Genomic DNA, 14,042 nt, shown 5'->3' on the forward strand with positions numbered 1-14,042 from the left:
CAGGGAGACGCTAGAAAAGGATCGTGGCGAAGGTGCCCCGCTGGACGAAACCCACCCGTTCATAGGTGGAGCGGGCCCTGGTATTGAAGCCGTTGACGTACAGGCTGGTCACCGGAGCGATCTCCTGGGCCCGGCGCACCACCGCGGCCATGTATCCCGCACTGAGCCCCAGCCCGCGGAATTCCGGATTCATCCAGACTCCCTGTACCTGAGTGACCTCCGCCGTCACCGCCCCGAGCTCGGCTTTGAACACCACGTCGCGGGCTTCGTTAAGGTGGACCAGCGAGTGGCCCTGCCGGATCAGCCCCTCCACCCTGCGGCTGTAGAACTCCCGGCCGCCCAGGAAGGGTGAGTATCCCACTTCCTCTTCGAACATGGCCGCGCAGGCGGGAAGGATGCGCTCGAAGTCGGCCAGTTGGCCCCGTTCCAGCCCGGGGTGGGGTTCGACGGCGGGCGGGCCTTCGATGGTCATGAGCGGCTGGTCGTCGCGGACTTCATGCGCGCGGTGTCCCAGGGCAGCGAGCTCCGCGTGCAGTGCCAGGACCGCGTCGGCAGGCCCAAAGGCCGAGGCATAACGGCGTCCGGAACGGTTTGCTGCTGCGGCAACGGTTCCCGCCAGAGCCGGGTCCAGCTGTACCGGCACAAGGTTGGCCCCGGCCCAGCAGGCGCCCACCAGGATCCCTTGGTCAAAGACACCAAAAATGCCGGCACCGCCGCTGGTCGGCGCGGCAGTGCCGGCAGTACGCAAATGCGCGAGGATGAAGACGTTGCCCACCGGGTCCTGCTGGGCAAGCGTGCGCAGGGAAGCGGTATCTTCCCCGTCGAGGGTGCGGACGGAAATGCCCGCCGGAACCTCGTCGTCCCTACGAGACGCTAACCACGGGGCTACCCTTGACAGCATCTTCGCCATCGGCCTCCCCCATCTCTTCAGCGATACGCATGGCCTCTTCGATCAGTGTCTCAACAATTTGGCTTTCGGGCACCGTCTTGATGACTTCGCCCTTCACAAAGATCTGGCCCTTGCCGTTGCCTGAGGCCACCCCGAGGTCCGCTTCGCGGGCTTCGCCCGGTCCGTTGACGACGCAACCCATGACTGCCACCCGGAGGGGGATCTCCATACCTTCCAGGCCGGCGGTCACCTGCTCGGCCAGGGTGTAGACGTCCACCTGCGCTCGCCCGCAGGAGGGGCACGAGACGATCTCGAGCTTCCGCGGGCGCAGGTTAAGCGACTGCAGGATCTGGTTGCCCACCTTGATTTCCTCCACCGGCGGAGCGGAGAGGGAAACCCGGATGGTGTCGCCGATGCCGCGGGAGAGCAGCGCACCAAAGGCGGTTGCCGACTTGATGGTTCCCTGGAAGGCGGGCCCGGCTTCGGTGACACCGAGGTGCAGCGGCCAGTCGCCCTTCTCGGCGAGCATTTCGTAAGCGGCGACCATGATGACGGGGTCGTTGTGCTTGACGGAGATCTTGAAGTCGTGGAAGCCGTGCTCTTCGAAGAGCGATGCTTCCCAGACGGCGGACTCGACCAGCGCCTCCGGGGTGGCTTTGCCGTACTTCTTGAGGATGCCGGGCTCGAGCGAACCGGCGTTGACGCCGATGCGGATGGAGGTTCCGTGGTCCCGGGCTGCGGCCGCGATTTCCTTGACCTGGTCATCGAACTTCCGGATGTTCCCGGGGTTGACCCGGACAGCGGCGCAGCCGGCCTCGATAGCCGCGAAAACATACTTGGGCTGGAAGTGGATGTCCGCAATCACCGGGATCTGGGACTTCCGGGCGATGATGGGGAGCGCCTCGGCGTCGTCTGCCGAGGGGCAGGCAACACGGACGATGTCGCATCCGGATGCCGTGAGTTCGGCGATCTGCTGCAGGGTTGCATTGATGTCCGTGGTGGGCGTGGTGGTCATGGACTGGACGCTGATGGGCGAGTCCGAGCCCACCCCGACGGAGCCGACTTTGATCTGGCGCGTCTTGCGGCGGGGGGCAAGGACGGGGGGCGGGGCTGAGGGCATTCCCAGGCTGACCGAGGTCACGTGGACTCCTAGAGTTGGAAAGGTGTGGCGGCTACGCTGCGGTCCCGGCAAGCATGCCGGTCACGGGAGCCCATTCGGTGATGCGCGTGCCGGCAATGACGCCTGCCGCTGCGAAGGGGTCCTGCTTGAGGATGGAGTGCAGGGCCGCCTCATCGGCGGTCTTGAAGATCAGCAGCGCTCCGGCACCGTCCCCATAGGGGCCGCTCGCCAGGATGACGCCGTCCTGGGCGAGGCTCCCGGTCCATTCGCGGTGGGCCGGCCGGGCCTCATCGCGGGCTTCGGTGGAATCGGCGGCGTAAACGTACTCAACGGCAAAAACTGTCATACCGCTACCCTATCGCTCCCCCGGCCTCCGCACCCATCCGGCCGGGACCCGCCCGGGCCGCCTCAGGCGGGAAACAGCATCATGACCAGGGCCGTGGTCCCGGCAGCCCACAGCAGGGACGTCAGGGTGCCGATAATGAACCGTTCCGCCGCCACCGGGGTTTCCTTCAGCTCCGCGAACCTGCCCAGTCCCTTGATGGCCACAATGTAGGCGATGGCCACGGACTGGCCGGTGAGGATGGCCACGGCCACCCCCAGGCGTTCGAGGACCCCAATAATCGCGCCGCCGCGCAGGATCCGCTGGCGGGGTGCATCCGGAGCGTGCACCGGGCCGGCGACGGTTTCCTCCCGCGCCGCGTCCGCCGCGCGGTCGTCGATGGTCCTGGCCAGCTTGAACACCAGGGCCGTGACCGGCCAGCCGCCAAAACCGGCCACTGCCAGCGCGGCAATTATCCAGACTGCGCTCACGGCACCGTCCTTCCTGATCCCTGGGCGGGCACCCCCGCCCGCTTCACGGGCCCCCGCCCGGCCCGACGACCGCGGTCCGGGCGTATTCGAGCAGCATCGCTGCCGCAGGCCTCGCCGCCCATTCTTCCTGCCAGCCGGACCGGATCAGGGTCCGGCTCACCGATTGCTCGGTAATTCCCAGTTCGCGGGCCACCTGCTTCTGGCGTCCATGTTTGTCCGGACCAAGGCGACGGAGGGCGTCTGCCACGCGCCACTGGGCGTCTGTGCGTTCCTGCACCAGGCGCCCGAGGAGGCGGAGCACTGCCTCCGCGTTCGCACATGCCCGCACCCCTTCGTCCCCGGCCGGTCCTCCCCTGATGTCCCTGCCCATCGTGCCCGACACCACCGACAACGGGACGAGCGACCCCGCAGACTTGGCTGCTTCCACGGCCTGGCGGGCAGCTACAAAGCCCGTCCCGGAACCTTCACGGGAGCTCGCGCCGGGGGTGAGGACTACATGGCCGACACCGATCCCCACATACCAGTGTCCGGATCGCAGGGCGTGGAGCGCGGCGTCCACAACCTCCCCGGGATCAGCAATGACGCCCTGCACTTCATCCCCCACGGAGCGTTCGAAAGCAGCGCCGGTCCCCGGTCGGGAAAGCCCGGAGAGCTCGGAGACCAACTCCGGCACGCGGTCACGGTCTCCGGTGCTGCCACGTTGGTCGATGGTCAATACGAACATTTCTCAACCATAAGCATCTGATACCCAGATATCAATCATAAATGGCTGATAAAGTCACAATAAGCCGGAAGGGGCTGAGAACAGACTAACGAGTCCCTACCCGAAGATGTTGACCGGCTTCACGATGTCGGCGTAGATCAGCAATACGCTCATCCCGATCAGCAGGGCGGCCACCACGTAGGTCACCGGAAGCAGCCTCGCAATGTCGAACGCGCCGGGGTCCGGGCGGCCCGCAAGCCTGGCCACCTGCCGCCGCGCACCCTCGTACAGTGCACCCGCCACGTGGCCGCCGTCCAGCGGCAACAGCGGAATGAGGTTGAAGACTGCGAGCGCAAAGTTGAGCCCCGCCAGCAGCCCCACCAGTGTGGCCAGGCGCGAGACGGCTGGGATTTCCTCCATAGCGGCCACCTCTCCGGCCACACGCCCCACGCCGACCACGCTGATGGGGCCGTTGGGATCGCGCGGTTCCTCGCTGAAGGCGGCCTTGGCGACGCCCACCACCCGGGCGGGCAGGTTGAGCACCACGCCGGCCACCTGGCGGATGTTCTCCCCCGCCATGGGCAGCACGGACGACGCCGGCTGGGGCACCAGGGTGGTCTGCGCGCCAATGCCCAGGAATCCGACGTCCTGGTACCGGAGGTTGCCGTCGCTGTCGCGCTCCTGGCGTCCGTCCACGCCGATCACGGGACGGGCGGAGAGGACGGGCGTCACGGTGGTGGAGACCGGCTCGCCGTCGCGCTCCACGGTGATGGCCACTTCCTGCCCGGCCGAAGCACGGATCCGTTCCGTGAGTTCTTCCCAGTTGGTGACGGTCCTGCCGCCGAAGGAGACAACGGTGTCGTTGGGCCGCAGCCCGGCAGCTGCCGCGGGTGTGGGCGTGCATTCGGCCGAATCGGGATCGACGGTTTCGCCGGCCGCCACCTGGCACTTGGAGACGTCAGAGATGGTGGTGGTGGCCGTGGCCATGCCAAAGCCCATCAGCAGCACCGCCGTCAGGATGAGGCCCAGCACCATGTTCATGGCGGGCCCGCCCAGCATGATGATGATCTTCTTCCACACGGGCAGCCGGTAGAACACCCGGTTTTCGTCGCCGGGCCCCACCTCCTCGTGGGCCATGGAGCGGGCTTCCGTGGCCAATGTCTGGAACATTCCGGTGCTGGAGGCGCGGACCGTGCCGTCTTCCCTGTTGGGGGGATACATTCCGATCATGGACACGTAGCCGCCCAGCGGGATGGCCTTGATGCCGTATTCGGTCTCGCCCCTGCGCCGGGACCACAGCGTGGGTCCAAAGCCAATCATGTACTTGGTGACCCGCACCTTGAACAGCTTGGCAGGCAGCAGGTGGCCCACCTCGTGGAGGGCGATGGACGCGGCGATACCGACGGCGACGAAGACGACGCCGACGATAAAGAGGAGTAAGGGTGTCATGGGGGTACTTACTGCTTCCTAGAGGCTGCTGAGTGCTAAACGTTCGTTGGCGCGGGCGCGTGCCCACGCTTCAGCGGCCAGCACCGACTCCACCGTCAGCGCGGAGGATCCTGCGTGTTCGCTGAGGACTGCCTCGATGGTGTCCACGATGTCCGTGAAGCGGATCCGGCCGGCGTGGAATGCCGTCACTGCCTCCTCATTTGCGGCGTTGAAGACTGCGGGGTAGGTGCTGCCGCTCCGGGCAGCGTCCTTGGCCAGGCCCACGGCCGGGAAGGCTTCGGTGTCGAGGGGCTCAAAGGTCCAGGCGGCGGACTTGGTCCAGTCGCAGGCGGACACGGCTCCGGGGACCCGGTCAGGCCAGCCCAGCCCCAGCGCAATGGGCAAGCGCATGTCCGGTGGTGATGCCTGCGCGATGATGGAGCCGTCCACGAACTCCACCATGGAGTGCACCACTGACTGCGGATGGACCACCACGTCGATCCGGTCCAGCGGGACGTCGAACAGCAGGTGCGCCTCAATGAGCTCCAAGCCCTTGTTGACCAGGGTGGCCGAGTTGGTGGTGACCATGACGCCCATGTCCCACGTGGGGTGGGCCAGCGCCTCCTGCGGGGTCACTGCGTGCAGGTCATTGCGGCTCCGCCCGCGGAAGGGCCCGCCGGAGGCCGTCAGGATCAGCTTTTCCACCTCGGACCGCGTGCCGGAGCGCAGGCACTGGGCGATGGCCGAGTGCTCTGAATCCACAGGAACGATTTGGCCTTCCCGGGCGGCGGCCTTGACGAGTTCTCCGCCCACGATCAGCGATTCCTTGTTGGCCAGCGCCAGCGTTGCGCCGGACTGCAGTGCCGCGAGGGTGGGCGCCAGGCCGATGGAGCCGGTGATGCCGTTGAGCACCACGTCGGCGTCGACGGCGGCGATGCGGGCCGAGGCGTCCGGACCGGCCACGATCTCGGGACGGTAGCCGGTTTTGCCGGCTGCGGCGGCTTCCTCGGCAATCAGCGCCGCCAGCCGGCGGGGATCGCCACCGGCTATTCCGACGGCGGCGGCTCCGGTATGCACGGCCTGCCGGGCGAGCAGTTCAAGGTTTCCCCCTCCCGCGCTGAGTGCCACCACCTCGAAAAGGTGCGGGGCGCCGTCGACGACGTCGATCGCCTGGGTGCCGATGGAACCGGTGGATCCGAGAAGGACGATTCTGCGAGGCTGCATTGCTTAAGTATCCCGCACCATCCTTAACCTCCCGTGCGGGGACCGCCGGGCGTAACGTGGATCCCGTGGACTGGCTCGCATGGTTTGACGCGCCCGAATACGGGTTCGCCCGCCAGGTGCTGCAGCGCGGCGTGGCGGCGCTGTACTTCGTGGCGTTCCTGTCCACGCTGAACCAGTTCCCTGCCTTGCTGGGCGAACGCGGCCTGTTACCGGTACCCGAATACCTGAAGGGTTTCAGCAGGCTGCGCCGGCCCACGCTCTTCCGGTGGCACTACTCGGATGCCCTGCTGCGGGGAGTCTGCGCGGCGGGACTGGCCGTGTCTGCTTTGCTGGTCGCCGGCATCCCGCAGACCGGACCGCCGTGGGTTCCGCTGATCGCCTTCCTTGCCCTGTGGCTGCTGTATATGTCGATTGTGAACGTGGGCCGGACGTTCTATGGTTTCGGCTGGGAAATGCTGCTCCTGGAAGCCGGCTTCACGGTGGCGTTCCTCGGCTCGGACCAGACGGATCCGCCACGGACCATCCTGCTGCTGATCGTGTGGCTGGTGTTTCGGCTGGAATTCGGCGCCGGAATGATCAAGATCCGCGGCGGGCGGGAGTGGCGGGACCTCACGGCGCTCTACTACCACCACGAAACCCAGCCGATGCCCGGGCCGCTCAGCCGGCAGGCGCACCTGCTGCCCAGGCCACTGCACCGGATGGAGGTGCTGGGAAACCATTTCGCCCAGCTGGTGGTGCCGTTCTTCCTCTTCGCACCGCAGCCGGTGGCCAGCGTAGCCGCGGGAATCGTTATCGCCACCCAGCTGTGGCTGGTGGCCAGCGGAAACTTTGCCTGGCTGAACTGGATCGCGATCGTGCTGGCCTTCTCCGCCGTCAGCGATCCGGTACTGCGGGCCGTCTTTCCCTTCCTCCCGGCGGACGGGCCGGAACCAGCCGGCGGGACTCCGCTGTGGTGGCTGGCCATTACCCTGGCGGCCACCGTGCTGCTGCTGGCGCTGAGCTATTGGCCGCTGCGGAACCTGCTCTCCGGGCAGCAGCTGATGAATGCCAGCTTCAACCGGTGGCAGCTGGTCAACACCTACGGCGCGTTCGGCACCGTGACCAGGCAGCGGATCGAGATCGTGGTGGAGGGCACCCTTGACGCCGACCCGGATGAGGCTTCCGCCTGGCGGGAATACGGGTTCAAGGGCAAACCCGGTGACGTCCGGCGCCTGCCCCGCCAGTGGGCGCCTTACCACCTCCGGCTGGATTGGCTGATGTGGTTCCTGCCGCTGCGCACCGTGCACGAGGAATGGTTCTACGCCTTCCTGGGCAAGCTGCTGGAGGCCGACCGGCAGACGCTGCGGCTGCTCCGGCATGACCCGTTCGACGGCGCCCCGCCCCGCTGGGTGAGGGTACGGAGCTACCACTACCGCTTCGCCAGCCGGGAAGAGTTCCGCAGGACGGGGAACCGGTGGATGCGGACCCTGCTCTACGAGCCGATTCCGCCGTTGTCACTGCGCCGGTCCTAGAGTCCTGCCCTGCGGATGGTGGCCTGGGCGTGCTTCAGGATGGGCCCGTCGATCATCTTCCCGTTGTGCTGGAACACTCCAGAACCAGCGTCCCGAGCGGCCTGCAGCAGCTCCTGCGCGGCCGCAACCTCAACGTCCGACGGCGCGTAGGCCTCGCGGACCACGGCCGCCTGGCTGGGATGGATACATGCTTTGGAACTGAACCCGGACGCCACCGCGTCCGCCGCTTCGGCAGCGAGGCCGGGCAGGTCCGGGATGTTCACGTAAACCGCGTCCACTGCTTCCTTGCCGTGGGCCCGGGCCGCCAGGAGCACCGATGAGCGCGCGTGCATCGCCACGGCCCGGTAGCCGCCGTCGTCCGTCCTGCTGGACGTGCCGCCCAGGCTTGCGAGGAGGTCCTCCGCTCCCCACATCAGGGCAACCACGTTGGGGGCAGCCGCTATGGCGGGGGCGTTCAGGACGCCGAGCGCCGTTTCGCAGAGGGCGATGACGTGGTAATCGGCCAGGGCTTCGAGCTGGGCGGCGTCCTCGGCCTTGGCCAGCATCACGGTCCGGTACGGGGTGTGTGCCAGGCAGTGCAGGTCCTTCTCGAACTCCTCGGTGCCCACCGGGTTGACCCGGACGATGGTGCGGCTGGGCTCCAGTTCCGGGACCTCCCCCGTGGCCCCCACCTGGGCGAGGATGGCACCGCGGGCCCGCTGCTTGTCCCCCGGCGCCACCGCGTCCTCGAGGTCAAGGATGACGGCGTCGGCACGGGCTGCAGCTTTCTGGTAGCGCTCGGGACGGTCGGCAGGACAGAAAAGGAGGGACGGGCCCATCACGAAGGTCATACCGGCATTGCCTCCTGTCCGTCCCCGGCGCCGCCGCGCAGCTGCCGGGCATGCGCCTCCCTGGTCCACATGAGGCAGCTGCGGGTGGCCAGTGCCACCACCGTGCCGTCCTGGTTGCGGCCGGTGTGCTCCATGGTGACGATCCCCTGCCCGGGCCGGGACCCGGACAGCCGCTTGCCGCTGATCACCGTCTCCGTGTACAGCGTGTCGCCGTGGTAGAGCGGGTGCGGGAAGGACACGTCCGTCAGGCCGAGCTGGGCGATGATGGTGCCCTGTGTCAGCTGCGATACGGACTGGCCCACCACCGTGGCGAGGGTGAACATCGAGTTGACCAGCCGCTGCCCGAACGGCTGTCCGGCGCTCCATGCGGCATCCAGGTGCAGGGCCTGGGTGTTCATGGTGAGCGTGGTGAACAGGACGTTGTCCGCTTCGGTGACCGTCCGGCCGGGGCGGTGCGCATACAGGACCCCCTCCTCCAGTTCGTCGAAGTAAAGCCCGCGCTGCTCGATGACCCGGGGGCCGGCGTCGTCCGTTATTGCGTTGCCGTTCATACGGTCAGTTCCATGTCTTCCTCGAAGAGTTCCGCCGCAGTGGCCGCAGCCACGTCCGCCACGGAGACGTTGGGGGCCAGTTCGCGCAGCACCAGCCGCGGACCGGCGTCGTCCTGGACCACGTCGATGACCGCCAGGTCCGTGATGATGCGGTCCACGCAGGCTTTACCGGTCAGCGGAAGGGTGCACTCCCGGACGATTTTGGGGTTGCCGTTGCGGTCTGTGTGCTCCATCATCACGATGACCTTCTTGGCCCCGAACACCAGGTCCATGGCGCCGCCCATGCCCTTGACCATCTTGCCGGGGATCATCCAGTTGGCCAGGTCCCCGTTGGCGGCGACTTCCATGGCGCCGAGCACGGCAACGTCCACATGGCCGCCGCGGATCATGCCGAAGGAGGCGGCGGAGTCGAAGAACGCCGCGCCCTTGTTGACGGTGACGGTTTCCTTGCCCGCGTTGATCAGGTCCGGGTCAACGGCCTCCTCCGCAGGATAGGGCCCGACGCCGAGGATCCCGTTCTCCGAGTGCAGCACCACCTCCACGCCCGCTGGGATGTAGTTGGGGATCAGGGTGGGCATGCCGATGCCCAGGTTCACGTACTGGCCGTTGCGCAGTTCCTGGGCCACACGGGCCGCAAGCTCGTTACGGGTCCAGCCTTTGGTCTCGGGGCTGCCGTCGGCCGGGGCAGGGTGCTCCTGGTGGGACGCCCGGCGGTATTCAGGCCGGACCGCCTCCGGGCGGGGGGCCTCGGGGCTGTTGGGATCCATGGCTATGCTCCTGCCTGGTTGAGGGCCACCGTACGCTTTTCGATCCGTTTCTCCGCGTCCGCGGCCAGGACCACCCGCTGGACGAAGATGCCGGGCGTGTGGATGTGTTCCGGGTCCAGTTCGCCGGGCTCCACCAGTTCCTCCACTTCCGCAATGGTGATCCTGCCGGCCATGGCACACAGCGGATTGAAATTCATGGCTGTGGCGTGGAAGACGAGGTTGCCGTGGCGGTCGCCCTTCCAGGCGTGGACCAGCCCGAAATCCGGGGCGAGGGATTCCTCCAGAACGTAGTCCACACCGCCGAAGGAGCGTACTTCCTTCGGTTCGGAGGCGACGGCAATCCCGCCGTTGGCGTCGTACTTTTGCGGCAGGCCGCCGTCGGACACCTGCGTGCCCACTCCCGCCTTGGTGTAGAACGCGGGAATGCCGGCACCCCCTGCCCGGAGCTTTTCGGCCAGGGTGCCCTGCGGAGTGAGCACCACCTCCAGCTCGCCCGAGAGGTACTGGCGCGCGAATTCCTTGTTCTCCCCCACATAGGAGCTGATGGTGCGGCGGATGCGGCCGTCCTTGAGGAGGATGCCCAGGCCCCAGTCGTCCACGCCGCAGTTGTTGCTGACGGTTTCCAGTCCGGTGGTGCCGGCCTGGTGGAGGGCGTCGATGAGCGTGACCGGAATGCCGCAGAGGCCGAACCCGCCCACGGCGAGCGAGGCGCCGTCCGGTATGTCCGCCACGGCTTCCGCGGCGCTGGCAACAACCTTGTCAATCATCGATGATCCTTTCAGGCCGGCAACGGTGCCCGGGCCTACAGGCCCAGTTCGCGGGCGATCAGCATCAGCTGGACCTCCGTGGTGCCCTCGCCCACTTCGAGGATCTTGGAGTCGCGGTAGTGGCGCGCCACGGTGAATTCGTTGATGAAGCCATAGCCGCCGAATACCTGGGTGGCATCCCGCGCGTTGTCCATGGCAGCCTCGCCTGCGACCATCTTAGCGATGGCGGCCTGCGTCTTGAACGGCTTGCCGGCGAGCATCCTGGCCGCGGCGTCGTAGTAGGCCAGCCGGGCCGTGTGGGCACGTGCTTCCATCCGGGCGATCTTGAAGGAGACCGCCTGGTACTTGCCGATTTCCTGGCCGAAAGCGCGGCGCTCCTTGGCGTAGCGGACTGAGAGGTCCACGCAGCCCTGGGCCGCGCCGGTAGCAAGCGCTGCGATGGCGATCCGGCCTTCATCCAGGATGGACAGGAAGTTCGCATAGCCGCGGCCCTCGGCGCCCAACAGGTTGGCCTCGGGCACCCGGACATCCTTCAGGGTCAGCGGGTGCGTGTCCGAGGCGTTCCAGCCCACCTTGTTGTAGGGCTTCTCCGCTTTGAAACCCGGGGTGTCCGTGGGCACCAGGATGGTGGAGATTTCCTTCTGCACGCTGCCGTCCGCGCGCTCCTTCTGGCCGGTGACGGCCGTGACGGTGACCAGGCGGGTGATGTCCGTGCCGGAGTTGGTGATGAATTCCTTGTTGCCGTTGATGACCCAGCTTCCGTCCTCGCGGCGGGCGGTGGTCTTGGTACCGCCCGCGTCCGAACCCGCCTCAGGCTCGGTGAGGCCGAAGCCTGCGAGCGCCTGGCCCGAGGCCAGCAGCGGCAGCCACTCCTCCTTCTGCGCGTCCGTGCCGAACCGGTAGATGGGCATGGCGCCCAGGGAGACCCCGGCTTCCAGGGTGATGGCCACGGACTGGTCCACGCGGCCCAGCTGTTCCAGCGCGAGGGCCAGTGCGAAGTAGTCGCCGCCCATGCCGCCGAACTCCTCCGGGAACGGCAGGCCGAAGAGCCCCATCTCCGCCATCTGCTTCACAACTTCGTACGGGAAGCTGTGTTCCTCATCGTGCTTGGCGGAGACCGGGGCCACCACCGTGTCCGCGAAATCGCGGACGGTGTCGCTGAGGTCCCGGTATTCCTCCGTCAGTTCAAAACCGTTCATGCCTGGGCTCCTTCGCCATCAAGTTCGTTGGGGGTGTTCGTGTCTTCAAGCGGGTGGATGGTGGCCACCACCTGGTCTGCCTTCACCAGGGCGCCGGCGGCCGTTGTGAGGTGCACCGTGCCTGCCAGCGGCGCGAGAAGCTGGTGCTCCATCTTCATGGCCTCCACGGAGAGCAGCACCTGCCCGGCTTCGACCGTGTCGCCGTCCTGGACCGGAACGGAGACCACCGTGCCCGGCATGGGTGAACGCACCGCAGGATCCGCTGCGCCTTCCTCCCGCTGCACTGCTGCCAGGACGCGCTCCAGCCGCGCCTCGCGGGTGAGGATTTCCAGCCGGCAGGACCAGCCTTCATTGCCCAGGAAGAGCGCCGAGGGATCGGGCTGCGGGTCCAGCCAGCTTTGCGTCCGGGGTCCGGTGAACACCGGGGCCAGCGAGTAGTCCCGGCCCTCGCCGTCGAGTTCCAGCCGGAAGCCTGCCCGGGAGGTCAGGCTCAGCGCGGCGCGGCGCACCGGGCCGCCGTCCACCTGCACCGAGGCCCGTACGGGTTCCTCCCCGGCTGCGTCTGCCGGCACCTCCAGGGCGCTGACCGCCACGGCGGCCACGCCGCCGTCGGGCGTTCCGATGCTGAAGCGCCGCGGCGCCGGGGTGCCTATCCGCCAGCCGTCCTGCCGCTGCCACGGACCCTCAGGCCCGGACGCGATGTTCTGCTGTTCAAGCTCTGCGGCGCAGAGTGCGGCGGCGGCGAACTCGAAGGCGTCCGCCCTGCGGAAAGTGAGCTCCGGCATGCGGCGCCCGATCAGGCCCGTATCCAGGCGGCCGGCGCGGACGTCGTCGTCATTGATGAGCAGTCTCAGGTACTCCACGTTGGTGTGCACGCCCAGGGCGGTGTAGCCGGCGAGCGCCGCGTCCAGCGTGTCCAGGGCGTCAGTGCGGTCGGCACCCCAGGCAATGACCTTGGAAATCATCGGGTCATAGTTGGAGGAAAGCTGCAGGCCGTCCACCAGCGAGGAATCCACCCGGACCCTCCCCCGGGCCGTGGCCACTTCGTTGCGTGCAGGAGCGCCGGGCCGCTGCCGTGGACCGGGCAGTTCGTCCAGCAGGAGCACGGTGCCGGTGGAGGGCAGGAAGTTGTTTTCCGGCACCTCCGCGTAGACGCGCGCCTCCACGGCGTGCCCGGAAAGTTCGACGTCGGACTGCCGGACGGTCAGTTCCTCACCGGCGGCGATGCGCACCTGCCATTCGACCAGGTCCATGCCGGTGACCATCTCCGTGACCGGGTGCTCCACCTGCAGGCGGGTGTTCATCTCCATGAAGAAGAACTCGTCCGGAGCCTCGTCAGAGACCAGGAACTCCACCGTGCCTGCACCGGTGTAGTTGACGCTTCGGGCGGCGTTGCAGGCCGCCTCGCCGATCCGGGCACGGACCTCAGCACCGTTGGGCAGCCCCGCCAGCAGCGGCGAGGGCGCCTCCTCGATCACCTTCTGGTGGCGGCGCTGCAATGAGCATTCGCGCTCGCCCAGGTGGATGACGTTCCCGTAGTTGTCCGCCAGCACCTGCACCTCGATGTGCCGCGGCGTGGTGACCAGGCGTTCCAGGAAGAGGGTGTCGTCGCCGAACGCGCTGGCCGCAACCCGGCGCGCCGTTGCCAGGGTGGCCGGCAGTTCCTCCGGGGTGGCCACCGCGTGCATGCCCTTGCCGCCGCCGCCCGCGGAGGGCTTGATCAGGAGCGGATAGCCGACGGCGGCAGCCGCCTCCTCGAGTTCGGCGTCAGTCATTCCCGGGCGGGCCACGCCGGGGACCACCGGGACGCCGTAACCGGCTACGTGCATCTTGGAACGGATCTTGTCCCCCATGACGTTCAGCGCCTCAACCCGGGGGCCGATGAACGTGATGCCGGCGTCCTCCAGGGCACGCGCGAACTCGACGTTCTCGCTGAGGAAGCCGTAGCCGGGATGCACCGCGTCGGCGCCGGTCCGCCGGCAGGCTTCAATGACCGCGTCGATGCTGAGGTAGCTCTCGGCGGCCGCGGCCGGGCCGATCCGTACGGCAGTGTCAGCCTCGCGCACGTGGCGCGCGCCGGCGTCGGCATCGCTGTAGACGGCGACCGAGCGGATGCCCAGGCCGCGCAGCGTACGGATGACCCGGCAGGCGATCTCGCCGCGGTTGGCCACCAGGACGGTGCCGAACAGGGCCGGAGCGGCCTGCGGCGTTGATTCGGAAAGTGCGGGAGTAGTCATGGC

At 67.7% G+C, this 14,042-nt stretch carries 14 protein-coding genes; 1 reads left to right on the plus strand and 13 read right to left on the minus strand.

Annotated elements, in window-relative coordinates; translation table 11 throughout:
- Nucleotides 1-10: 10 nt before the first annotated feature.
- The 7 genes from ACIQCN_RS08305 to dxr all read right to left on the minus strand — a co-directional run bounded on the left by ACIQCN_RS08305 (nt 11) and on the right by dxr (nt 6,177).
- Nucleotides 11-901 (minus strand): GNAT family N-acetyltransferase, encoded by an 891-nt coding sequence (locus ACIQCN_RS08305; protein WP_400606424.1) that lies wholly within the window; start codon nt 899-901, stop codon nt 11-13.
- Nucleotides 864-2,030, minus strand: coding sequence for a flavodoxin-dependent (E)-4-hydroxy-3-methylbut-2-enyl-diphosphate synthase (ispG, locus tag ACIQCN_RS08310; protein ID WP_013600504.1), 1,167 nt, complete (start codon nt 2,028-2,030; stop codon nt 864-866). The genes ACIQCN_RS08305 and ispG overlap by 38 nt, the downstream gene beginning before the upstream one ends.
- A 31-nt stretch (nt 2,031-2,061) precedes the next feature.
- Nucleotides 2,062-2,355, minus strand: a complete 294-nt coding sequence (locus ACIQCN_RS08315) for a YciI family protein (protein WP_377215473.1) — start codon at nt 2,353-2,355, stop codon at nt 2,062-2,064.
- A gap of 62 nt (nt 2,356-2,417) precedes the next feature.
- Nucleotides 2,418-2,822, minus strand: a complete 405-nt coding sequence (locus ACIQCN_RS08320) for a hypothetical protein (protein WP_400606211.1) — start codon at nt 2,820-2,822, stop codon at nt 2,418-2,420.
- A 43-nt stretch (nt 2,823-2,865) separates the two neighbouring features.
- Nucleotides 2,866-3,546 (minus strand): MarR family transcriptional regulator, encoded by a 681-nt coding sequence (locus ACIQCN_RS08325; protein WP_400610373.1) that lies wholly within the window; start codon nt 3,544-3,546, stop codon nt 2,866-2,868.
- Nucleotides 3,547-3,642: 96 nt separating this feature from the next.
- A complete protein-coding gene (locus tag ACIQCN_RS08330; protein WP_400610375.1) occupies nt 3,643-4,974 on the minus strand; it encodes a M50 family metallopeptidase in 1,332 nt (443 codons plus the stop codon).
- A gap of 18 nt (nt 4,975-4,992) precedes the next feature.
- A complete protein-coding gene (gene dxr / locus ACIQCN_RS08335) occupies nt 4,993-6,177 on the minus strand; it encodes a 1-deoxy-D-xylulose-5-phosphate reductoisomerase (protein ID WP_400606204.1) in 1,185 nt (394 codons plus the stop codon).
- A gap of 65 nt (nt 6,178-6,242) precedes the next feature.
- Between dxr and ACIQCN_RS08340 the strand changes: the two genes are divergently transcribed.
- A complete protein-coding gene (locus tag ACIQCN_RS08340; protein WP_400610376.1) occupies nt 6,243-7,688 on the plus strand; it encodes a lipase maturation factor family protein in 1,446 nt (481 codons plus the stop codon).
- Here ACIQCN_RS08340 and ACIQCN_RS08345 read toward each other — a convergent pair.
- From ACIQCN_RS08345 to ACIQCN_RS08370, 6 genes are read right to left on the minus strand one after another with little or no spacing between them, the layout of a single operon-like run.
- The gene (locus tag ACIQCN_RS08345; protein ID WP_400610378.1) at nt 7,685-8,518 is read right to left on the minus strand and encodes an HpcH/HpaI aldolase/citrate lyase family protein; all 834 of its coding nucleotides are present in this window, start codon (nt 8,516-8,518) and stop codon (nt 7,685-7,687) included. The two genes, ACIQCN_RS08340 and ACIQCN_RS08345, sit on opposite strands and share 4 nt — an antisense overlap.
- The gene (locus tag ACIQCN_RS08350; RefSeq protein ID WP_400610380.1) at nt 8,515-9,069 is read right to left on the minus strand and encodes a MaoC family dehydratase; all 555 of its coding nucleotides are present in this window, start codon (nt 9,067-9,069) and stop codon (nt 8,515-8,517) included. The genes ACIQCN_RS08345 and ACIQCN_RS08350 overlap by 4 nt, the downstream gene beginning before the upstream one ends.
- Entirely contained in the window at nt 9,066-9,836 is a 771-nt protein-coding gene (locus ACIQCN_RS08355; RefSeq protein ID WP_400610382.1) for a CoA transferase subunit B, read from the minus strand. The genes ACIQCN_RS08350 and ACIQCN_RS08355 overlap by 4 nt, the downstream gene beginning before the upstream one ends.
- Nucleotides 9,837-9,838: 2 nt before the next feature.
- Nucleotides 9,839-10,603 carry a CoA transferase subunit A gene (locus tag ACIQCN_RS08360; protein ID WP_400606194.1) on the minus strand — a complete coding sequence of 255 codons (765 nt, stop codon included), beginning with the start codon at nt 10,601-10,603 and terminating at the stop codon, nt 9,839-9,841.
- A 35-nt stretch (nt 10,604-10,638) separates the two neighbouring features.
- Entirely contained in the window at nt 10,639-11,802 is a 1,164-nt protein-coding gene (locus ACIQCN_RS08365; protein WP_400610385.1) for an acyl-CoA dehydrogenase family protein, read from the minus strand.
- Nucleotides 11,799-14,039 carry a biotin carboxylase N-terminal domain-containing protein gene (locus ACIQCN_RS08370; RefSeq protein ID WP_400610387.1) on the minus strand — a complete coding sequence of 747 codons (2,241 nt, stop codon included), beginning with the start codon at nt 14,037-14,039 and terminating at the stop codon, nt 11,799-11,801. The genes ACIQCN_RS08365 and ACIQCN_RS08370 overlap by 4 nt, the downstream gene beginning before the upstream one ends.
- Nucleotides 14,040-14,042 lie beyond the last annotated feature (3 nt).

It is taken from the genome of Pseudarthrobacter sp. NPDC092424 (assembly GCF_044754925.1).
GTDB lineage: Bacteria > Actinomycetota > Actinomycetes > Actinomycetales > Micrococcaceae > Arthrobacter.

Excerpts from the sequence above, each read along its gene's own strand:
- ACIQCN_RS08350 (WP_400610380.1), bottom strand. The coding sequence starts at position 9,069 with ATGAACGGCAACGCAATAACGGACGACGCCGGCCCCCGGGTCATCGAG.
- ACIQCN_RS08330 (WP_400610375.1), bottom strand. The coding sequence starts at position 4,974 with ATGACACCCTTACTCCTCTTTATCGTCGGCGTCGTCTTCGTCGCCGTC.
- ACIQCN_RS08370 (WP_400610387.1), bottom strand. The coding sequence starts at position 14,039 with ATGACTACTCCCGCACTTTCCGAATCAACGCCGCAGGCCGCTCCGGCC.
- ACIQCN_RS08325 (WP_400610373.1), bottom strand. The coding sequence starts at position 3,546 with ATGTTCGTATTGACCATCGACCAACGTGGCAGCACCGGAGACCGTGAC.
- ACIQCN_RS08355 (WP_400610382.1), bottom strand. The coding sequence starts at position 9,836 with ATGGATCCCAACAGCCCCGAGGCCCCCCGCCCGGAGGCGGTCCGGCCT.
- ACIQCN_RS08315 (WP_377215473.1), bottom strand. The coding sequence starts at position 2,355 with ATGACAGTTTTTGCCGTTGAGTACGTTTACGCCGCCGATTCCACCGAA.
- ACIQCN_RS08305 (WP_400606424.1), bottom strand. The coding sequence starts at position 901 with ATGCTGTCAAGGGTAGCCCCGTGGTTAGCGTCTCGTAGGGACGACGAG.
- ACIQCN_RS08360 (WP_400606194.1), bottom strand. The coding sequence starts at position 10,603 with ATGATTGACAAGGTTGTTGCCAGCGCCGCGGAAGCCGTGGCGGACATA.
- dxr (WP_400606204.1), bottom strand. The coding sequence starts at position 6,177 with ATGCAGCCTCGCAGAATCGTCCTTCTCGGATCCACCGGTTCCATCGGC.
- ACIQCN_RS08345 (WP_400610378.1), bottom strand. The coding sequence starts at position 8,518 with ATGACCTTCGTGATGGGCCCGTCCCTCCTTTTCTGTCCTGCCGACCGT.
- ACIQCN_RS08365 (WP_400610385.1), bottom strand. The coding sequence starts at position 11,802 with ATGAACGGTTTTGAACTGACGGAGGAATACCGGGACCTCAGCGACACC.